Origin of the sequence: Streptomyces sp. NPDC001339, from assembly GCF_042895955.1 — a bacterium.
Classification (GTDB): Bacteria; Actinomycetota; Actinomycetes; order Streptomycetales; family Streptomycetaceae; genus Streptomyces.
In genome coordinates, this window is record NZ_JBIAWT010000010.1 from 211822 (window position 1) to 231227 (window position 19406).

A 19406-nucleotide genomic window follows, 5' to 3' on the forward strand; every position below is an offset into this window, starting at 1 on the left:
TGGTGATCTGGCGGAGGGCAGGGCGGAGAGAGCGCTGAGGATGCGGCCATACGGTCGCCGCAAGCACTGCGGTCGCCTCGGGCGCCGGCCGTGCGCCCGGTTCGTACACCGGCCACACGGGCTCCGTCGACAACCGGCCCGCCTGCCGGCCGCCCCGGCAGCGGTCAGTGCTACGGGCGGCGGAACCAGTCGCCGGACTGGCGCTGGGAGAGCGACACCACGATGGCGATCCCCAGGCCCGCCTGGACGATCCCAGCCGGTATGCCGCGCCCCAAGGCACCGATGCCGAAAAGGATCATGAACGCCGCGAAGGCGATCGCTGTGACCTTCGCCCCCGCACCGGATCGGGCGAAGCACAGCGCGCAGGTGAAGACGCCGATCACCGGCATCGCGGAGCCCAGCGCGGCACCCGCGGCCGCGGGGCCCGCCAGCGCACCGGCGACCACCGCCCCGAGCACGGCGAACCCTGCGGCGACGAAGGCCAGAACCCGCGCGGCACGTACCGATCCCGGCATGGACAGCTGCCCAACGGGATAGGCCGGATGGGAGGAATGAGAGGGGTAGGAGGGCTGAGCAGGATACGACTGGTAGGGACCCGGCGGGTACGGCGGCGTGCTCTGCTGAGAGTTGGGCGGTACGTTCCAGCCAGGCTGGTTCTGATACGACATGGCCAGCAAAATACCCTGTGACCAGCGGCCTCCCTTCCCTGCCGCCGGTACGGACCCAACCGACCGGCGGATGCCCGTCATGATTGCGGCCGAGCGAGCCACTCGTGCCACTGGCCGGTGAACGTCTCGATCTGTACGGGCATCCACGACCGCATGAGCACTGCTCAGCGGGCGGGGCTCATACGGCCGCTGGAGGACCGTGACAGCGACGGGACGACGCTGTTCAACCGGCTGAAGAAGCCCGCCAAGGGCCCGACCTGGTCGCACTTCAAGAACCTGACCAAGCGTCTGGAATGGCTGGACGAGCTCGGCGACACCGACGTGTGGATGGACGGAGTCGCCGCGGGGAAGGTCACCGACTTCGCTGGGGAGGCGGACGCGTCGGTCGCGTCGGAGCTGCGGGGCTTCGTCCCCGTCAAGCGCATCGCGCTGGTCGCGGCCTTGACGCACAAGGCGCGGATGCGGGTGGCCGTCTCCGTACGCGAGGGCACCATCTCCTCCTCCACACTGCTCAAGCGCCTGCGCTCGGGGTCGAGGAAGAACGCCACCTACGCCGCCTTCCGCGAGGTCGGCCGCGTGATCCGCACCGTCCAGCTCCTGCGCTACCTCTCCGACGCGCCGCTTCGCCGACGGGTGACCGCAGCGCCCAACAAGGTCGAGTCGTTCAACCGGTTCTCCCAGTGGATCGGCTTCGGCAACCGCGGTGTCATTGCCGACAACGACCCCATCGAGCAGGAAAAGGCGATGAAGTTCAACGCCCTGCTCACGAACGCGGTGATCTTCCACAACGCCCTGGACATCGCGGAGCTCGTCCGCCAGCTGCTGGAAGAGGGATGGGAGATCGACCCGGAAGACCTGGCGCACATCTCGCCGTACCTGACCGAACACATCAACCGGTTCGGCGAGTACAGCACCCACGAACTCGGCATCCAGCCCGAGGCGTACGACCCGAAACTCGACGTCGACTTCACCCCGCTGCGCGAGCAGGACCTGACCGCCCTGACCGCCGCCGGTCTCGGCCAGGCTGCCTGAGCCGTGAGGGAACTAGCTGGTGACGCCCTTCACGGGAGCGGGCCGGTATACCCCAGAATCCTGCTGCGAGGGCCAGCCTCCAACACCGTGGCCCGGGCAGGTGATCCGATAGCGCTGCCGTGGGGGCGGGGTTTGTGACGGTCCTTGTGGGCCCTCGCCGTATTTCAGAGGGATACCCGCGCTGTTACGCCAGCGGCAGAACACCGACCGGACCGGGCTCGACGATCACTACAGTCCAGTCTCATGACGACGATTACGACGCGTACGGTCGAGTATCCGGCCGACGGTTTGACGATGATCGGGCACCTCGCGCTCCCGGCCGGTGTCGACCGCCGGCCCGCGGTGCTGCTCGGACCCGAGGGCATGGGGCTCAGCGACGTCGAGCGCCGCCGGGCCGATGCTCTCGCCGAGCTAGGATACATAGCGCTGGCCTTCGACCTTCATGGCGGGCGCTATTTGGGCGACCCCGAGGAGATGCTGGCCCGTTGCCTGCCGCTGCTCGCTGATCCCGAGCGGATGCGAGGCATCGGCCATGCGGCGCTCGATGTGTTGCGCACCGAACCGCGGACCGACCCCGACCGGATCGCTGCCGTCGGCTATGGCACGGGGGGTGCCGTCGGGCTGGAACTCGGGCGCGGCGGCGTCAGCTTGCGCGCGATCGGGACAGTCAACGCACTGACCACGGGCCGACCGGGCGAGGCAGCGCGCATTCGCTGCCCGGTGTGGGCCGGGGTCGGGTCGGAAGACCCGATCATGCCGCCGGCGCAACGGAACGCGTTCACCGCTGAGATGCAGGCCGCGGGCGTCGACTGGCGCCTCGTGGTCTACGGAGGCGCCTTGCACGCCTTCCACCACCCGCCGGTCGACCACACCGTGCGCCCCGGCGTCGGCTACCACCCACGGCACGCGCAGCGAGCCTGGCGCGACGTCGTCGACCTGCTCGCCGAGTGCCTGCCCGTGACGGAGGATCTGGGGCATGCCCCAGGTATGCATGCCGGCCCCGGGCACTGACAGTCCACTCCCCTCAAGTCCGCACAGCAGAACCGCATTCGGGCGGTTGCTCGATCGCGGAGATGCATTCACAACTACCGCAGTAAATACCGGATTTACTGCGGCAGAGCCCCTACGTGATCACCGCGACCTGCGGCGGGCCAATCCGGCCGCCGGGGCGAGGTGTACGCATTTACTGCGGCAGTACCGGAAGGGCGGGACGGCGTGACGATCGAATCGGTGGCCGAACTCGGGAGCGGGGGCACTTCGGTTGCCGCGCGCTCGGGTCGTACCTCTGTCCGCCCCGCCGTCGTTGTACACCGCGGCGGTCGAGCGCTACCTCACCGGCGCGGGCATCGCGAAGTCCTCCGCGCGGATCTACCGGATCTCGCTGACGACGTGGGGATGGATGCTCGCCGGCGAACCGCCGCCGACCGGACCCGCCCGCCGACGCGCGAAACCGCCCGTCTTCCCCGTCGCCGCGATCGACGACCCGGCGCTGCCGGAGGTCTTGGCCGAGCTGGCGGCGGCGCGGGCGGACGAGATGGACGCCGACACCGTCAACCGGGAGCTGTCCATCGGGCGCAAGGCGATCGGCTGGTGGCAGCGCCAAGGCTGGATCGAGTGCGATCCGACGATCGGCATCGAGCGGCGGCCGGCGCCGCCGGACCGCACCAAGGCTCTCGCGGAGAACCAGATCGCCGCCCTGTGGCGCCTCGGCGTCGCGCTGCGGGAGAAGACGCAGTGGAAGGTGCTCTACGAGTCCGCCGCACGGGCCGATGAGGTGCTGCGCCTCAACGTGGAAGACCTCTCTCCCTGGAGCGCTACGCCCGCCCCGGCGTCGACCCGGTCGCCCGGAAAGTCGCCGAACGCGAACCCGCTGCACGTCGCCGCAGGTAAATCCGAGCGGATCAGTGCTTCAAGATCATCCCGTTGCCCCTTTGGCGCGTATCTCGGAAGCGGCGCGTATCGCATCTGATGCGAACTGGCGTCATGTTGCGCTGTGTTGGCTGAGCTGGGCTCAGGAAGCCGCTGATCAGCGGACACGCGGCTCGTCACGCACCTGCAGGGACGGTAGCTGACGGGTCGGGCCCATGTCGTGCCGCTTCACTCGATCGCATGACTGACCTGCCATTTCTCCCCGGACTTCGCATCCGATGCGAGATTCTCGCGGCGAATGCGATCTACGGAGCGTGACGATTTGGTGGGCAAGAACGGGACGGCACCAGGGGCCGCCCGACTGCACCTGGCCGATGGGGTGCCGCTGCTGCGGCCGGACGAGCAGGTCTTCGAGGCGATGCTGGATGGCTGGCGCAACCAGCAGTTGGCCCGGAACCTCGCACTGTCGACCATCAACGGCCGCGAGCGGAAGGTGCGGGCGTTCGCCGCGCACGCGGACGCCTTTCCCTGGTCCTGGTCCTCGCCGCTGGCGGACGAGTGGTTCGGCGACCTGCGCGCGGTCCGTGGCTGCGTACGCTCGACGCTGCGTGGCTACCAGGAAGCGGTACGACTGTTCTGCGACTACTCCACCGACCCGGCCTACGGCTGGGCGACCGAGTGCGAGCGGCGGTTCGGCACCCATCCGGTGCAGGTCTGTCATCCGTGGAACACGGCCGTGCACATGCAGGAGTGCGAGGCCGAGTCTCCGAAACGGGCCTTTACCCGAGATGAGTTGCAGGCGTTCTTCGACCACGCCGACGACCAGGTCAGCCGCGTGCGTGGACGCGGCCGCAAGGGCTGGCTGCCCGCCTTCCGCGACGCGATGCTGTTCAAGACCTCGTACGCCTACGGACTGCGGCGCAACGAGACGAGGATGCTGGACACCGCCGACTTCGGCCGCAACCCCGAAGGCCCGGAGTTCGGTGAGTACGGCGTCTGCTACGTCCGCCACGGCAAGGCGAAGAAGGGGTCACCGCCCAAGCGCCGCAGCGTGCTGACCGTGTGGGAGTGGTCGGCCGAGATCCTCGACCAGTGGACGAGTGAAGTGCGGCCCGCCATGCGCCACGCGGACGGGCCCGCTCTGTGGCCGTCCGAGCGCGGACGGCGGGTCGGCCTGCAACGGCTGGACTCCCGCTTCGCCGCCTACCGTGATGACCTCGGGCTGGATCCGGTCCTGGATTTTCACTCGCTGAGAAGGTCCTACGTCACCCACCTGATCGAAGACGGCTGGGACGCCCTATTTGTCCAGCAGCAAGCCGGCCACGACCATGCGAGCACGACCTCCATCTACACCTGCGTGTCCTCCGACTTCCGCACCCGCACCCTGCGGCGGGCCCTGGACGCCACCATCGAGGCTGCGCTCAAGCCCGCGAGGAGGGCCTGATGAAACGCCAGGTCAGCTACCACTGGCGGCTGCGCGAGCGGATGGCCGCCTCCGGGATGTTCACCACCAGCGAGCTCGCCCCGCCGCTCGCCGAGCGTGGCATCAACCTCTCCCTCTCCCAGGTCCACCGCCTGGTCACCGGCACCCCCGAACGACTGTCGCTGCCGGTGCTGGCCGCGCTCTGCGACATCTTCGAGTGCACCCCGACGGACCTGATCGCCACCAAGGCGGAGAACGCCACCATCCGCAAGGTCGCCACCGGCGACGCGGTCGTCGACCTATCAGCGGTCCGCCCCAAGCGCGCCCGCATCCGGCCCGAAGGATGAGCCGCATCCGCGTCCGGGCCGAGGACCTGATCTGCACTCGATGCGGCCGGGCCCTGCGACCAGGAGCGAACCACTGGCCAGAGGGCTACATCTGCCAGAGCTGCATGACCAGGGCCCTGGAGACCTACGGGACCTGCACCGGGTGCGGCGTCGAACGGCTCACCCCCGGCCTCGCCGCGGACGGCGGGCTGCTCTGCACCGACTGCGCCGGCGGGATCGGCGACTTCTTCTGCGAACAATGCGGTCAGGAGGGCAGACGCTACCGGCGCGGAGTCTGCGGCAGATGCGTCCTGACCGGGCGGCTCCGCGATCTCCTCGACGACGGCACCGGCTCCGTCCGCGCCGAGCTGCTCCCGCTGTTCGATGCTCTGCGGCAGATGCGCCGCCCCTGGGGCGGACTGACCTGGACAAAGCAGCCCTACACCCAAAGGAACCTGCGGGCTCTGGCCCGCGGCGAAGTCCCGCTTACCCACGAGGGGTTGAGCCAGCTCACCCCCTGGCGCTCGGTTGCCTACCTGCGCGATCTACTGGTGCAGAGCGGGGTCCTGCCCCCGGCCGACCGGCAGCTGCTGCTGTTTCAGCGGTGGCTCGCCGAGAAGCTGCCGACCGTCGGCGACACCGAGCACCGCAGACTCCTGGAACTCTTCGCCGCCTGGCACGTCCAGCGCCGCCTGAACACCCTGGCCGACCGCCGCCCGCTCACCGGCAAGCAGATCCAGCAGGCCCGGAGGGAGATTCACCTCGCGACCGCCTTCCTCGCTCACCTTGCCGAGCGCGGACGGACCCTCGCTGACTGCACCCAGGCCGATGTCGATGCCTGGTACGCGGGCGGCTACACAGCTCGGCGCCTCACCCACGCCTTCCTGCGGTGGGCGATGCGGTCCAAACACATGCCGAAGGTCGCCGTCCCGCACCGCTCCACAAGCAATCCTGCCCCGCTCGCCCAGCACCAACGGCTTGCGCTGCTGCGACAGCTCGTGAACCGCGACGACGTGCCTCTCCAGGACCGCGTCGCCGCAGTGCTCGTCCTTCTCTATGCGCAGCCCCTCACACGGATCGCTCGGCTCACCGCCGACGACGTCCAACGCGAGAACGGCGAGGTCCTCGTGCGGCTCGGCGACCCGCCGTCGCCCGTCCCAGCCCCGTTCGCCGGGATGCTGCTGGACTACCTGGGCCAGCGACCGAACACCATGACCGCAACCAACCCCGACGCCCGATGGCTCTTCCCCGGCCGCCGGGCCGGACAGCCCATGACCCCGGAAGCTCTGCAACTCCGGCTCCGCCACCTGGGCTTCCCCACCCAACGAGGACGCGCCGCGGCAATCCGCCACCTCGTCCTCCAAGCCCCGGCGCCGGTGATCGCCCGGATGCTCGGCTACGACGACGACACCACCACCCGTCTCGCCGAAGAGGCCGGAGGCACCTGGCGCCACTACGCCCCCGGCGACCACTCACGGTGACCACGAGCCTTCAGCAACTGAGGAATACGCGACTCCTGATTACGCGAGGTCGCCAGTTTCACACCCCGGCGAGTGCCAGGTCCGTGCGAACCGTGCCGTCCTCCTGGACGGTGTCGTTGCTGCCGAAGGAGATGACAAGCCGGTTGTCGGCACCTGGCAGGGTGCGGGGCAGGGCCTCTCGCCAGCAGCGACGCAGAACGTCCTCGGAAGTGTCGCGTCGGATGCCGAGGTTGAAGGCCGTGATGTCGCCGCGGGTCACTGCCAGCACCCGGCCGACCCACCCCCGGTGCTCCGGGTCACCGATTCCCTGGACGAAAGAGTCGCCGATGAAGCAGATGCGCAAGTCCCCGGTCATCCGGCCACCTTACGGAGAGGCGGGGCCGGTATGCGGCGGCCAGTGCTGTGAACTCACGGGTTCGCCGGGGCGGCAACACGGCGGGCTCTCCGAAAATGCGTTGCGGGTGTCGTGCGGAGCGCCTCACTGTGGTGCGGTGACAACTCAGGTAGCTCAGGTAGCCCAGGTGATCGTGCTGAATGGCGGGTCCAGCTCGGGCAAGTCCGGGATTGTCCGGTGCCTGCAGGCGATCCTGCCGGATCCGTGGCTTGCCGTCGGGGTCGATTCGCTGATCGAGGCCATGCCCGCGTCCATGCAGGCTTCGGGCGCGGGAATCGAGATCACCGCAGACGGCGGGGTGAACGTCGGCCCGGAGTTCCGGATGCTTCAAGCAGCTTGGACGGAAGGAGTCGCCGCTACGGTCCGTGCGGGCGCCCGGGTCATCATCGACGAGGTATTCCTCGATGGCGCCACGTCCCAGCAGCGGTGGCGGAAGGCTCTCGGCGGACTGGACGTGCTCTGGGTGGGTGTCAGGTGCCAGAGCACGGTCGCCGCAGGCCGCGAGGTCGCCCGCGGGGACCGGGTCCGGGGAATGGCGGCCTTGCAGGCGGAGGTGGTCCACCAAGGCATGCGCTACGACCTGGAGGTGGACACCACCCGTACCGAGTCCTGGGAATGTGCGCGGGCCATCGCCGCTCGGATCGAGTGATCGACGCCGGCATGTGCACCGCCTGCGCCCACCCCGCTGCCCCGGTCCCACCGACGCGCACATCCAGGACACGCACATCCAGGACGCACACCCCAGGTCGGGTCCGCTCGGACCCGGCCGAGGTCTGCCATCAGCCCTGACGGAGTCCTGCCAGGCGGGTGAGCACGGCGCGGATCAGGCCGTTGACCACAGCGGGCTGTTCCTGATGCGGCAGATGGCCCGCCTGTTCGATCACATGGAACTCGCCGTACGGAGCCAGCTCGGCCAGCGTCCGGGACACCTCCAGGGGGATCTGGGAATCGAGCCGGCCGTGTGCGAAGACCGCGGGCACCGCCAGCCGGCCGACGGACTCGCGCGGGTCGTAGACCGCGATGTCAGCGAACAACTCGTCGATGAACAGGCCGGATTGAAGGATCTGTCGCACCGTCCGGCGCGCCAGGTCCGGGTCCGCCTCGGGGCCGAACCACTGCGGGACCCAATCGGCCAGAGCCGCGGCGCGATCGTCGGAGAGCGCCTTCCGCAGCAAGGGCAGAGTGTCGGTCATGCTCTGGCTCGGCCAGTAGCCGGGCCCGTCGATCGACACCACGCCGACCACCCGCTCCGGCGCGGCGAGAGCCACCTCCAGGGAGAAGGCCGCACCCATCGAGTTGCCCACCAACAGGGCCCGGTCCAGAGCCAGTACGTCCATCAGCCCCAGCAGGTCGGCGGTGTTGGCGGCGAAGGTGTTTCCGTCGGCCGGATGGTCGGTGCGGCCGCAGCCCCGCCAGTCCATGGTCACCACCCGGTGGTCGGCGGCCAGATCGGCGACCTGGGCGTCCCAGACCTGGCCGTTGGTGCCCCAGCCGTGCACGAGCAGCACCGGCATTCCGGTCCCCTCGTCGGTGTAGTGCATCCGGATCCCGTTCACAGTGGCGTACGCCATGGTCATGCTCCTGTCCTCGTCCGCACCGCTCCGTTCGGCCGCGGTGTTGAGCAGAGCCAGTTCACCGCGCTGACGCGTTCCGACCAAGACGCAGTTCGCTCGTACACTCATCGCGGAACGCAATCAATCACAGCGCAATGAATCAAAGCGTGATTCGTCACGTGATGCCTCACGCGATGAATCACGCGCAACGGATCAGACGCGATGCGTCAGAAGATGCAACAGAAGCGGAGAAGAGCGGAACGTGGGAATGGAGCTGCGCCAGATCCGCTACTTCGTGGCCGTCGCCGAGGAACTGCACTTCGGCCGGGCCGCCGAGCGACTGCACATCGCCCAGCCGACCGTCAGCCAGCACATCCGGCGCCTGGAACGCGAACTCCGGCTGGACCTGTTCCACCGCACCACCCGCCAGGTCACCCTCACCCCCGCCGGTGCGGCCTTCCTGCCGCACGCCCGCACCATCCTGGCCTCGGAACACGCCGCACTCCACGCGATGGCCGACATCCGGACCAAGGAGGCCACGATGCTGCGCATCGGCACCAGCGTCGGCCTCGGAGCACGCCTCGAACGCGTCCTCACGTCCCTGGCAGACCATTCCCCGGAGCTCACCGTGGAATTGGTGAGCGCCCCGTCCACCGTCCGGTTGCAGGCGGTACGCGACGGCACACTGGACGCGGCCTTCGTACGCGGACTTCCGCACAGCCCCGGCCTGGATCTCCTACCGCTCTGGACGGACCCGCTCGTGGTGGCACTCCCCGCGACGCACCCACTGGCCGTCCGCGCCACGGTGCCCCTCGCCGGCCTCGCCGGTATCCCGCTGCGCCTCGTCTCCCGCGAGGCCAACCCGCAGCTCGTCGACCTGGTCATCGGAGCGTGCCAGGACGCCGGGTTCGAGCCCGTCCTCGGCCCCGCTTTCACCACCGACCAGGACACCCTCGCCGCCATCGCGACCGGCAGCCCCAGCTGGACCGTCTTCTACGCCGCCCAGGCCGGATTCCTGCAGACCGGCCGCACCGTCTTCCGCCCGGTCGACCCGCCCGGCCTGACCGCCGAAACCTTCCTGGCCGTTCACCCCGCCACCCCCGCACGCCGGCTGACCCCTCTCCTCGACGTCTGCCGCACCGTAGAGGATTGACGGGAGCACGGGCGCGGTGCCGGCACCGTCACGGCACCGGCACCGGCGCCGGGAAGAAACGGCGGGACAGGACGTCTCGGAGACCACCGGGAGGACGCCCCAGGTTTCAGGGGAAGGGCGGGCGGCCATCTGTTCGGAAGGTGGTGTCGCCGGAAAACCTGGGGGAATCATGGGCGTTCGGGGATTCGTCGGCAGGGCGGGAGCGGCTCTGGCCACCGTCGTCGCGCTGCTCTCACCCGGCGCAGCGCAGGCGGACGCGCCGCCATCACCATTACCGTCGACGTCACCGCGATCGTTGTCCTCGCTGTCTCCACCGCCGCTCACCGATGACCGCGGGCGCGCGCTCACGCTGCGCGGCTGGAACGTCGAGGACAAGACGCACCGCGGCGCCGATGCGCTCAGCGCCGTCACCGAGCGGCACTTCCGCGATCTGCACGGCCAGGGGTTCAACTTCGCGCGGCTGCTGGTCTTCTGGGACGATCTGGAGCCGCGTCCCGGCCACTACAGCCCGCGCTACCTCCGGAAGATCGAACGGATCCTGGACTGGGCCCACCGCTGGCGCATCCGGGTCGTCATCGACGCCCACCAGGACGTCTTCGGCCCGCGGTTCGGCCATCGCGGCGTCCCCGAGTGGGCCACCCGCACCGACGGGCTGCCCTTCTCCCCGCACCCGGAGGACTGGTTCGCGGAGTACTTCGAACCGGCCGTACAGGCCGCCTTCGAGCACCTCTACCAGGACCGGAACCTCCAGCGGGCACAGGCCCGTATGTGGCGGATACTCGCCGCGCGCTTCGCCGGCCACCCCGCCGTGTTCGGCTACGACCTGATCAACGAGCCCATGGGGCGACTACGCGCGGGCGAGGACCTTCCGGCGGCCGCCCGCCGCATCGAGTCCGAGCAGCTGACGCCGATGTACAACCGGATCGCGGACGCGATCCGCACGGTCGACCGGCGCAGCAGGCTGTTCGTCGAACCGACCCCGATCGTCGGCGAGGGGCTGCCCACCGGCCTCGGCCGCATCCACGACCCCAAGGTCGTCTACGCACCGCACTTCTACCACGCCACGATGGAGGCAGGCGGCGACTACGATCCGTCGGCGCGCTGGATCGAGACCTACGAGAACGCCGTCATCCGCTACCCGAGTGCCCAGCGCATACCGGTCGTGGTCGGCGAGTGGGGCCCCCGGGACAGCTCGCTGCCCCACATGCCGCGCTTCTACGGCGATGCCCTCGCCTCGCTCGACCGTTACAGCGCCGGCTGGGCGGGCTATGTGTGGTGCTACGGCTGCGGGTACTGCGCCGTCGGCAAGGACGGCCGCTTTCAGGCCAACAAGGAACAGACCGCGCGTCCCTATGCTCCAGCCGTCGCCGGCACGGTGCGCGAGCAGCGCTACGAGCCTGCGGCTCGGACGTTCCGCCTCGCTTACGACCCCGCCGGCCCCGCGGGGCGGTCCGGCGTCAGCGAGCTGTCCACGCCGCCCACGGCGGTGGGGTGGCAGGTGTCGGTGGAGGGCCCCGCAGTGGCCTGGCCGCGTTCTGTACCGGCGGGGGAACGGGGCACGGTCCGGGTGTGGACACGGCCGGGATCCTCGGGGCGGGTCACGGTGACGGTCTCGGCACAGGGGGCGGTTTCGACACACGGGGCGGTTTCGACAAAGGGGGCGGTTTCGGCAAAGGGGACGCCGAGTCACTGTCCACGCACTGCCGGCATGCGCCAACCGCCGTCCACCGTAGCGCGCTGACGGCCCGTCATCAGACGGGGTGGCGGGTCAGTGCTGCTGTCCGCTCCCGGCCAGGTGTGGCCGGGACCGCGGAGGGGCCGGCGCGGGAACGAATTCCACTGCCGCCACCCGCTCTCGCGACCTGCGGTCGAGCAGGACCACGGAAGCCGCCTCGGGTACCGCGTCAGGGACAGGCGCGTCCGCCGCGCCCTGTGCGGACAATGCGCGCAGCAGACGGTCGAGACCTCGGTGGTGCCGGGTGAAGGCACGTCGTGACGCCCATCGGCCTCGGGCTTCCTGGCCCGCCAGAGCCTCGGTCGCTCCCACGTCGAGCACGACCAGGTGCAGTTCCCGTCCCTGGCGTCCGGCGCACCTGGCCAGCCATCGGCGCATCCACGGCCTGCCGCCGCAGTCGTGGACCAGCAACGGCCCGCCGCCCCGTACCCCGGCGCGAAGCCGGCGAAAGTGCGCCAACCGCACCCAGGGCCGGTACAGCGCATAGGGCAGAAAGGCCGGCATCACCGCCTCGTACGCGACATGGAGCGCCCGAGGATCGACGATGGACGCGGCACCGGCCCAACGCCGCAACAGGGTGCTCTTACCGCTGCCCGGCAATCCGGAGACCACCACGACGGCGCCCGCGGGGTATGCCAGCACGGCGGGAGCTCTGCCCGGTCCCCGCAGATCCACCAGCCCACGAGGATGCGTCAACGCCCACCCGCCGTGGGAGTCGGCACGCCTCTCCGCCACTCCGGTCCGGTCGCCCGTCACGCCCACTACCCGCCCCCTTGGTCAGACTCACTCTCCATGCTCCACCACTCGCGCAGCCGACCGACCATGGCACATGGCGGCCATGCCGTCCCCGTATATGACGCGCACCGCGACCATTGGGTTCGCCGCTCCCCCAGCGGCCTCGCCGACTTCTGTCACGTCCTCGCTGCGGCAGCAGCACCGAGATGTCACCTTCGGTTCACCGACGGCTGGTGGGCTGGCGCTCGTCTGCCCCGAGGGCCATTCGTCTGCCCCGTGGGTCACATGAGAATCGAGGAATTCCCACCATGCACATACCGTCCCGCCGCCACCTCACGATCGCCGGCGCTGTGGTCGCCGCCACCACGGCCGCCGTGGCCGTGGCCTCCGCCTCCGCCGCCGGCGCCGGCGCGTCCGACACCACGGCGCAGGCCGAGCACGCGGTCAAGGGCGGGAAGGCGAAGAACGTCATCCTGCTGATCGGCGACGGTATGGGCGACTCGGAGATCACCCTGGCCCGTGACTACACCGTGGGTGCCAACGGCCGCCTGAACATGGACAAGTTCCCGCTGACCGGTACGTACACGACGTACGCGGTGCACGCCGACGGCAGCCCGGACTACGTGACCGACTCCGCGGCGAGCGCCAGCGGCTGGGCGACCGGCACCAAGACGGTGAACGGCCGCCTCTCCAAGACGCCCGGCACCGACAAGGCCGTCCCCACGGTCCTGGAGCTGGCACAGAAGAACGGTTACGCCACCGGCAGCGTCACCACCGCCGAGGTGACCGACGCGACCCCGGCGGCGCTCGCCTCGCACGTCACCGACCGCACGTGCCAGGGCCCTGCCGACATGGCCAAGTGCCCCAGCGACACGATCGCGGCCGGCGGGCCGGGCTCGATCGCCGAGCAGTCCGTCAACCACAAGGTGGACGTGCTCTTCGGCGGCGGCAAGCAGCGTTTCGACCAGAAGGTCACCAACGGCAAGTTCAAGGGGCTGACGGTCACCGAGCAGGCGCGGAAGCTCGGCTACCAGGTCGTCACCGACCGGGCCTCGCTCAAGGCGGCGAACGCCGGCAAGCCGGTGCTCGGCCTGTTCGCCCCGGGCAATGTGCCGGTGGAGTGGACCGGCAAGGCGGCCGCGGTCGGCGGCACTGATCCGCAGCGGTGCGTGACCGCCAACCCGGAGCGGCCGCACTCCACACCGAGCCTCGCCGACTCCGCCACCAAGGCGCTCCAGCTCCTGGAGGCCAAGCAGCAGGCGAAGCAGTCCGAGAAGGGCTTCTTCCTGCAGATCGAGGGCGCTTCGATCGACAAGCGGGACCACGCGGCCGACCCGTGCGGCCAGATCGGCGAGACCGCGGCGTTCGACCGCGCGGTCAAGGTGGCCCGGGAGTACGCGGCCAAGCACCCCGACACGCTCGTGGTGACCACCGCCGACCACGGCCACTCCAGCCAGATCGTCCCGCTGGAGGCCACCCCGCCCGGCCTGTCCTCCACCCTGGTCACGAACGAGGGCCAGCAGCTGAAGGTCAACTACTCGACGAACACACCGGGCCAGCCCCAGGAGCACACCGGCACCCAGGTCCGGATCGCGGCCCAGGGCCCACAGGCGTACCGGGTGCTGGGCGTGACGAACCAGACCGACCTGTTCACGACGATCCGCAAGGCGCTGCGTCTGCACTGACCGGCAGCAGGAAGAAGGGGGGGAGCCCACCGGCCACCACGCCGCTACCGGTCTCCCCTCTTCAGCTGTGTGTCTTCAGTGCAGCTCAGGTGATCAGTCTGGGGGGGGACCCTTCGGTACGTGCCATCGCATTACCGGCGGCTCGCGGAAGCGCGGATCACGGCCGCTGTGCGGAAGCGGCTGGCGGCATCTGCCCACGCGTTCGGCGGCCAGGCAGGTGCGGACCGTCGTCATCCGTATCGTCGGGCCGCCGACGCCGCACTTGATGACGTAGAAGAGGAAGACGTTGGTCGAGGTGACGGCCAGCGCGTAGACGTAGACGTCCTGGAGGAGCTGGAGGTAGAGGCAGGTGCCGATGGTCAGCACGGCCATGGCGTAGAACAGCGAGGTCGGCACCCACCGGGCGAACGAGGACAGGCCAGTGATCTTGCTGTCGTCGGCGGGGACCGTGCTGAGCCCGAGCCGGCGCGAACGGGCGATGACCGCGCGGACGTAGGCGAAGGTCACGAAGTTCGCGAGCCACGTCAGGCATTGCCCGATCGCCGAGTTGATCGGCCACCAGCAGGGTTCGATCAGAGTGACCGCCAGCACGAGCGCGCACGGCGCGACGCAGTGCCCGCCGGCCGGTCTCGATCCGCAACTCGCAGTTGCCGTGCGGCGTCCCACATTGGCGTCCTGGCCAAGGCTGTTCACACTGGTCAGAGGGTGGGACATCCCAGGAGTACGGCAGTTCGGCGGCGGGGATGGCCATCCCGGTGGTCCGCCCCGCATGCTCGATGGCACAGCTCGGGCGGCGTCGCCCGCCGCCCTCCCACACGCCAGGGAACACCTCCCGCACGCCAGGGAACACCAGAGCACCAGAGGAAGGGACTCTGTGTCATGAGGAACGCGCTACGCAAGCGTCTGACACTCGCCGTCGCCGCGGCGGCGCTCGGCGGTGGGCTGGCCCTGTCGGCCGGGCCCGCGGTGGCCGCGCCCGCCCAGGTGGGCCCCGGCGACCGCGCCGCCATCGGGACCAGCGAGGCCACGGAGGACGCAAGTGTCCTGGGCACCGCCCCGGCCTGCGTCCGGCGGGACGTCATCAAGCACGAGAAGAAGGTGACCGTGGGGAACGACTGCGGCAAGGCCATGCATCTGAAGGTGGTCATCGACTGGGGGCCCGACTCGCGGTGCCTGACCTATCAGCACGGTGAGGAGTGGACCTGGCATTGGGGCAGGGGCTCCTACGGCAAGGTCGTCACCTGCTGAGTCTCCTCCCGGCCGGCCGTCGGCACCGCGATCCACAGCGGTCCACGGCGAGGACGGGCGCGCTCCACCGCCTCGGCCTCAGTCAGTTCCGGTGAGAATGCGCGCCAGGTCGATGACGTCCGTGGCGGTGAGATCGACGTCGGCGGGTGCCGGAACCGGGTCGGCCTCCGGGCCCCACTCCAGCGGGCGCGGGATGTAGGCGGTGCGCAGACCGGCGCCGGCGGCGGCTTCGAGGTCGTCCGGGTGACAGGCGACCATCAGGAGTCGCCGTGGCTCCACGCCGAGCAGTTCGGCGGCCGACCGGTAGACCCGTGGGTCGGGCTTGTACGACGCGACCAGCTCGGCCGAGAGGATGCAGTCGAAGCGGAGCCCGGCCCGCTTGGTGAGGCGGGTGAGGAGGCCGACCCCGCCGTTGGACAGCGTTGCGGTGATCACGTGGCTGCCGTGAAGCCGTTCCAGACCGGCTGCGGCGTCCGGCCAGGCGTGCAGCCGGTGCCAGGCTCCGACGAGCGCGTCCCGGTCCGCCTCGCCGAAGGCTTCGAGGCCGTGGGCGGCGAGTGCCTCGTCGAGGGTGAGCCGGTGCAGGTCGTCGAGGGGCATCCAGGGCAGCTCTCCCGATACGACCTTGATCAAGGCAGGCCGGTAGCGGCGGCGCCAAGTATCGGTAACGGCGGGCCAGTCGGCGTGCAGACCGGCCTGGCCGCCGCTGTCGGCCAACGCACTGGCCACGCTGGACCGCCAGTCCGTCATGGTCCCGAAAACGTCGAACACCGCGGCGTCGATGTCCATGCGGCTCGCCCTCCCCCTGGTTCAGTGTGCCGTGCAGGCCTGCCTGTTGTCCCGAGACCGACTTGACAGGCCTCGGAACCTCGGCGGGCCGGTGTGGTGCCTGGTCAAGGCCCCATGACTGTAGCCTTCCTGAGTCTTTCCCGTGCAACCGGCCGGGCGCTCCGTCGGTGCTGCGTCGGCGCTTCGTCGGTGCCGCGTCGGCGCGTTGCCTTCCGGGTGACCTGTCGTTGAGAACGGCATGACCAGAATGCACCGGACTTTTGCGGCTCTTGTCCTGGCCTCCGGAGCCATGGGGACCGTCTCGCCCGCGACCGCGAACGCCACCCAGACCGACCGTCCGCTGCTGTTCAGCGTGGACTACGAACTCGCCAAGCTCAACGACCTCGGCCCCCAGGGCAAGGTGGGACAGACGGCGACATCCTTCGCTCCCGTGCTGGAGCTGTTCGGTCCCTTCGCCGGGGTTCTCCATCGCTGAGGTGCCGGGGGACCGCCCCGATCCCGTGCGTCAGGCCATGTCGTGTGTGGTCAGGCCGCGTACGGCGGTGGCCTTCGGCAGCATGGGGCCCGACCAGGGGCGGCGCGGCGGGCGGCCGACGAATGCGCCGAAGAGGAGAGCCGCGGCGGTGGCCGCGAGTACGCCGGGCACCATTTCGTAGATTCCGGACTGCAGGGGGCCGAGCAGCGGGTCGATCCGCTTCCAGAGGAGGACGGTCGCCGCGCCGGTCACGATGCCGGCCATCGCTCCGGCGCGCGTCATGCGCGGCCAGTAGAGGGACAGCAGGATCACCGGGCCGAAGGCGGCGCCGAAGCCGGCCCAGGCGTACGCGACGATGTCGAGCACGGCGCCACCGCTCAGTGCGATGACGTAGGCCACGAGGGCGACGGCCACCACCGTTGCGCGCGCCGCCAGGACCTTCGACGCGTCGGAGGCGCGCCTCTTGAGGAAGGCGCCGTAGAAATCCTCGGTGAGGGCCATCGCGGAGACCAGCAGCTGGCTGTCCGCGGTGGATTTGATCGCGGCCAGTACGGCGACCAGCAGGACGGCCGCGCCCCAGGGGTTGACCAGTTGGGCGGCGAGTGCGATGAAGACCGTCTCCGGGTTGTCCAGCGGGCGGTCCAGTGCGGCGATTCCCGCCAGCCCGATGAGTGTGGCGCCCGCGAGGCAGAGCACGACCCAGCCCACGCCGATGCGGCGGGCCAGGGGGATGTCACGGGTGCTGCGGATGCTCATGAAGCGGACCAGGATGTGCGGCTGGCCGAAGTAGCCCAGTCCCCAGGCGAGGAGGGATACGACGGCCACGGCACCGAGCGGCTCGCCGGATGTCCAGCGGTCGGAGTCGAAGCCGGCCTTGGCGGTCACGTCCAGGAGGGCGGTGCTCTTGTGGGTGATCGCGGTACGCAGCGCGTCGAAGCCGCCGAGCATGCCGATGGCGATCGTGGGGAGGGCCACGGCCGCGCCGAACATCAGGGTGGCCTGCACCGAGTGCGTGACACTGACGGCGCGGAAGCCGCCCAGGACGGTGTAGACGACGATGACCACGGCGAAGATGGTCAGCGCGAATTCGAAGCCGCCGCCGAAGATCCCCTCGAACAGCACGCCCCCGGCCAGGAGTCCGCTGGCGACGTACACGGTGAAGAACACGACGATCACCGATGCCGAGAGCACGCGCAGGAGTCTGCTGCCGTCTTCGAAGCGTTCTTCCAGATACGCCGAGACCGTCATGGCATCACCGGCCCGCTCGGTGTACGTACGCAAACGGGGCGCCACCAAGCGCCAGTTGAGGTAGGTGCCGATGGCCAGACCGACCGCGATCCATGAGGCGCCGATACCGCCCGCGTACACCGCTCCAGGAAGTCCGAGGAACAGCCAGCCGGACATATCGCTGGCGCCGGCGGAGAGGGCCGCCACCGGTGCGGTCAACCGCCGCCCGGCCAGGGCGAAGTCGGAGAAGGTCAGGGTGTCCTGATACGTCCAGATACCCACTGCCACCATGGCGAGCAGGAAGATCCCAAATGTGATCATGACTGGAACGATCAGGTTTGTCATCGCTGCTCCTCGATATCGGCATCTGTGGGGGGCGGCAAGGGCCCGGGAGTGATGGCGTGAGTGATCGCGTGAGGTGAGTCGTCGCGTGGGGACGAGCTGTCACGAGGGGATGAGTCGTCGCGTGGGGGGGGGTGAGTCGTCGCGTAGGGGAGCTCGGGGCGGGAATGCGCTGGCGTTCGCTGACGATACGGATCGGTCGTCGTCAGCGTCAGGGTTTTCACAGATCTTCTGGCAAGCCGCGCCCGGAGCCGGCAACGGAAGGGACGGGGGCGGTCTCACACAGGCCGTGGCGACAGCCTGAACCAGGCGTCCTCTTCACGTGATTGCACCACGGGTGCGGCGGATCACTCAGCGGTGCGTCACGACCCGCTGGCACTTGCCAACGATCAGGGATTGATGCAGGATTCACGCATCGGCGAAATACCTCTCTTCGAGGAGGAAGCTGCTCTCTTCGAGGAGGATGCCGCAGCCTTGCTGGTAAACGGGGACTTATACGGGGACGTTGTCGCACCTGACACCATCTGCCGAGGCCGACTTGACGGCCCTCCGGTGCCTCTCGTGCTTCTTGTACTTCTTGTGCGGATGGTCGGCCGGACCACTGCCGCGAAATCGCGAGAATGCACCGGCGCGGATCTCAGGCTTCAACCACGCGGCGCGGCCGCCGCTCTGACGATGAACCGTTCGCCGCCGGCGGCGCCCCGACCGGCGGATTCCACAGCGGAATCCACATCCACGGCCACACTCCGTGGAATCCACGGGCCGCTCAGGCCTTCAGGAGCACGCTGCCCGGGCCGTCGCCCGGGCGACCGGACGATGCGCCATCCAGGATGGCGACCCACCGCTAAGGGGCAGAACGTGAAGGTGAAGATAGCGCCGCGCTTCTCCGAAGTCGACGTGCTCGGCCATGTCACCAACTCCGCAGTGCCGGTCTGGTTCGAGCACGGCCGCATGCCGATTTTCCGGCTGTTCAGCAAAGAACCGAACATGCGCGACCTCGCGCTCATCCTGCGCCGGTACGAAATCGACTTCACCCGGCAGATCGTCGCGTCCGTCGACGTCGTCATCGAGACGAAGGTGGCGAAGATCGGCAACACCTCGGTCACCATCGAGCAGATCGCCACGCAGAACGGCGCCGAAGTCGCCCACGGTACCTGCGTCATGGTCCATTTCGACTACGAAAGGGAAACCACGACCAGAATCCCGGACCACCTTCGAGCCGAATTGAGCGCGCTGTAGCGCCGGAACCGCTTTGCCAGTTGAGAGGGGAT

At 69.5% G+C, this 19406-nt stretch carries 20 protein-coding genes; 13 read left to right on the forward strand and 7 right to left on the reverse strand.

What is annotated here, in order from left to right; genetic code table 11:
- Positions 1-170: 170 nt before the first annotated feature.
- Positions 171-515 carry a hypothetical protein gene (locus tag ACFY12_RS27755; RefSeq protein ID WP_390718635.1) on the reverse strand — a complete coding sequence of 115 codons (345 nt, stop codon included), beginning with the start codon at positions 513-515 and terminating at the stop codon, positions 171-173.
- 306 nt (positions 516-821) lie between these two features.
- On the opposite strand from ACFY12_RS27755, the gene ACFY12_RS27760 reads away from it, so the two are divergent.
- The 6 genes from ACFY12_RS27760 (at position 822) to ACFY12_RS27785 (ending at position 6799) form a co-directional block, all read left to right on the forward strand.
- Positions 822-1700, forward strand: a complete 879-nt coding sequence (locus ACFY12_RS27760) for a Tn3 family transposase (protein ID WP_390718636.1) — start codon at positions 822-824, stop codon at positions 1698-1700.
- A gap of 243 nt (positions 1701-1943) precedes the next feature.
- Entirely contained in the window at positions 1944-2711 is a 768-nt protein-coding gene (locus tag ACFY12_RS27765; protein ID WP_390718637.1) for a dienelactone hydrolase family protein, read from the forward strand.
- A 250-nt stretch (positions 2712-2961) separates the two neighbouring features.
- Positions 2962-3669, forward strand: coding sequence for a hypothetical protein (locus tag ACFY12_RS27770; RefSeq protein ID WP_390718638.1), 708 nt, complete (start codon positions 2962-2964; stop codon positions 3667-3669).
- 225 nt (positions 3670-3894) lie between these two features.
- The gene (locus ACFY12_RS27775) at positions 3895-5013 is read left to right on the forward strand and encodes a tyrosine-type recombinase/integrase (protein WP_390718639.1); all 1119 of its coding nucleotides are present in this window, start codon (positions 3895-3897) and stop codon (positions 5011-5013) included.
- Positions 5013-5339, forward strand: a complete 327-nt coding sequence (locus ACFY12_RS27780) for a helix-turn-helix domain-containing protein (RefSeq protein ID WP_390718640.1) — start codon at positions 5013-5015, stop codon at positions 5337-5339. The genes ACFY12_RS27775 and ACFY12_RS27780 overlap by 1 nt, the downstream gene beginning before the upstream one ends.
- Before the next feature lie 104 nt (positions 5340-5443).
- A complete protein-coding gene (locus ACFY12_RS27785; RefSeq protein ID WP_390718641.1) occupies positions 5444-6799 on the forward strand; it encodes a tyrosine-type recombinase/integrase in 1356 nt (451 codons plus the stop codon).
- 58 nt (positions 6800-6857) lie between these two features.
- Here ACFY12_RS27785 and ACFY12_RS27790 read toward each other — a convergent pair whose 3' ends face one another.
- Positions 6858-7154 carry a GDSL-type esterase/lipase family protein gene (locus ACFY12_RS27790; protein ID WP_390718642.1) on the reverse strand — a complete coding sequence of 99 codons (297 nt, stop codon included), beginning with the start codon at positions 7152-7154 and terminating at the stop codon, positions 6858-6860.
- A gap of 166 nt (positions 7155-7320) precedes the next feature.
- On the opposite strand from ACFY12_RS27790, the gene cpt reads away from it, so the two are divergent.
- Complete coding sequence (cpt, locus tag ACFY12_RS27795; protein WP_390718724.1) at positions 7321-7842, forward strand: chloramphenicol phosphotransferase CPT; 522 nt, start codon at positions 7321-7323, stop codon at positions 7840-7842.
- Between the two features lie 130 nt (positions 7843-7972).
- On the opposite strand, the gene ACFY12_RS27800 is transcribed toward cpt, so the two are convergent.
- Positions 7973-8875: an alpha/beta fold hydrolase gene (locus tag ACFY12_RS27800; protein ID WP_390718643.1), complete on the reverse strand. Its 903-nt coding sequence runs from the start codon at positions 8873-8875 to the stop codon at positions 7973-7975.
- Between the two features lie 139 nt (positions 8876-9014).
- Here ACFY12_RS27800 and ACFY12_RS27805 point away from each other — a divergent pair, with 139 nt between their 5' ends.
- Complete coding sequence (locus tag ACFY12_RS27805; RefSeq protein ID WP_390718725.1) at positions 9015-9899, forward strand: LysR family transcriptional regulator; 885 nt, start codon at positions 9015-9017, stop codon at positions 9897-9899.
- Positions 9900-10068: 169 nt separating this feature from the next.
- Entirely contained in the window at positions 10069-11640 is a 1572-nt protein-coding gene (locus ACFY12_RS27810) for a cellulase family glycosylhydrolase (RefSeq protein ID WP_390718644.1), read from the forward strand.
- Between the two features lie 27 nt (positions 11641-11667).
- On the opposite strand, the gene ACFY12_RS27815 is transcribed toward ACFY12_RS27810, so the two are convergent.
- The gene (locus tag ACFY12_RS27815; RefSeq protein WP_390718645.1) at positions 11668-12276 is read right to left on the reverse strand and encodes an AAA family ATPase; all 609 of its coding nucleotides are present in this window, start codon (positions 12274-12276) and stop codon (positions 11668-11670) included.
- Between the two features lie 401 nt (positions 12277-12677).
- On the opposite strand from ACFY12_RS27815, the gene ACFY12_RS27820 reads away from it, so the two are divergent.
- Entirely contained in the window at positions 12678-14054 is a 1377-nt protein-coding gene (locus ACFY12_RS27820) for an alkaline phosphatase (RefSeq protein WP_390718646.1), read from the forward strand.
- Positions 14055-14147: 93 nt separating this feature from the next.
- On the opposite strand, the gene ACFY12_RS27825 is transcribed toward ACFY12_RS27820, so the two are convergent.
- Entirely contained in the window at positions 14148-14645 is a 498-nt protein-coding gene (locus ACFY12_RS27825; protein ID WP_390718647.1) for a hypothetical protein, read from the reverse strand.
- A 288-nt stretch (positions 14646-14933) separates the two neighbouring features.
- Between ACFY12_RS27825 and ACFY12_RS27830 the strand changes: the two genes are divergently transcribed.
- Positions 14934-15302 (forward strand): hypothetical protein, encoded by a 369-nt coding sequence (locus ACFY12_RS27830; protein WP_390718648.1) that lies wholly within the window; start codon positions 14934-14936, stop codon positions 15300-15302.
- Positions 15303-15380: 78 nt separating this feature from the next.
- On the opposite strand, the gene ACFY12_RS27835 is transcribed toward ACFY12_RS27830, so the two are convergent.
- Positions 15381-16091, reverse strand: coding sequence for a haloacid dehalogenase type II (locus ACFY12_RS27835; RefSeq protein WP_390718649.1), 711 nt, complete (start codon positions 16089-16091; stop codon positions 15381-15383).
- Between the two features lie 238 nt (positions 16092-16329).
- On the opposite strand from ACFY12_RS27835, the gene ACFY12_RS27840 reads away from it, so the two are divergent.
- Positions 16330-16566, forward strand: coding sequence for a hypothetical protein (locus ACFY12_RS27840; protein WP_390718650.1), 237 nt, complete (start codon positions 16330-16332; stop codon positions 16564-16566).
- Positions 16567-16596: 30 nt separating this feature from the next.
- Here ACFY12_RS27840 and putP read toward each other — a convergent pair whose 3' ends face one another.
- Positions 16597-18114: a sodium/proline symporter PutP gene (gene putP / locus ACFY12_RS27845; protein WP_390718651.1), complete on the reverse strand. Its 1518-nt coding sequence runs from the start codon at positions 18112-18114 to the stop codon at positions 16597-16599.
- 879 nt (positions 18115-18993) lie between these two features.
- On the opposite strand from putP, the gene ACFY12_RS27850 reads away from it, so the two are divergent.
- Positions 18994-19374 (forward strand): acyl-CoA thioesterase, encoded by a 381-nt coding sequence (locus tag ACFY12_RS27850; protein WP_390718652.1) that lies wholly within the window; start codon positions 18994-18996, stop codon positions 19372-19374.
- Positions 19375-19406: the final 32 nt, after the last annotated feature.

What these genes read in the sequence shown, in the direction of transcription:
- ACFY12_RS27755 (WP_390718635.1), bottom strand. Translation starts at nt 515, where the DNA reads ATGCCGGGATCGGTACGTGCCGCGCGGGTTCTGGCCTTCGTCGCCGCA.
- ACFY12_RS27760 (WP_390718636.1), top strand. Translation starts at nt 822, where the DNA reads ATGAGCACTGCTCAGCGGGCGGGGCTCATACGGCCGCTGGAGGACCGT.
- ACFY12_RS27765 (WP_390718637.1), top strand. Translation starts at nt 1,944, where the DNA reads ATGACGACGATTACGACGCGTACGGTCGAGTATCCGGCCGACGGTTTG.
- ACFY12_RS27780 (WP_390718640.1), top strand. Translation starts at nt 5,013, where the DNA reads ATGAAACGCCAGGTCAGCTACCACTGGCGGCTGCGCGAGCGGATGGCC.
- ACFY12_RS27785 (WP_390718641.1), top strand. Translation starts at nt 5,444, where the DNA reads ATGACCAGGGCCCTGGAGACCTACGGGACCTGCACCGGGTGCGGCGTC.
- ACFY12_RS27790 (WP_390718642.1), bottom strand. Translation starts at nt 7,154, where the DNA reads ATGACCGGGGACTTGCGCATCTGCTTCATCGGCGACTCTTTCGTCCAG.
- ACFY12_RS27800 (WP_390718643.1), bottom strand. Translation starts at nt 8,875, where the DNA reads ATGAGTGTACGAGCGAACTGCGTCTTGGTCGGAACGCGTCAGCGCGGT.
- ACFY12_RS27805 (WP_390718725.1), top strand. Translation starts at nt 9,015, where the DNA reads ATGGAGCTGCGCCAGATCCGCTACTTCGTGGCCGTCGCCGAGGAACTG.
- ACFY12_RS27810 (WP_390718644.1), top strand. Translation starts at nt 10,069, where the DNA reads ATGGGCGTTCGGGGATTCGTCGGCAGGGCGGGAGCGGCTCTGGCCACC.
- ACFY12_RS27820 (WP_390718646.1), top strand. Translation starts at nt 12,678, where the DNA reads ATGCACATACCGTCCCGCCGCCACCTCACGATCGCCGGCGCTGTGGTC.
- ACFY12_RS27830 (WP_390718648.1), top strand. Translation starts at nt 14,934, where the DNA reads ATGAGGAACGCGCTACGCAAGCGTCTGACACTCGCCGTCGCCGCGGCG.
- ACFY12_RS27835 (WP_390718649.1), bottom strand. Translation starts at nt 16,091, where the DNA reads ATGGACATCGACGCCGCGGTGTTCGACGTTTTCGGGACCATGACGGAC.
- ACFY12_RS27840 (WP_390718650.1), top strand. Translation starts at nt 16,330, where the DNA reads ATGACCAGAATGCACCGGACTTTTGCGGCTCTTGTCCTGGCCTCCGGA.
- putP (WP_390718651.1), bottom strand. Translation starts at nt 18,114, where the DNA reads ATGATCACATTTGGGATCTTCCTGCTCGCCATGGTGGCAGTGGGTATC.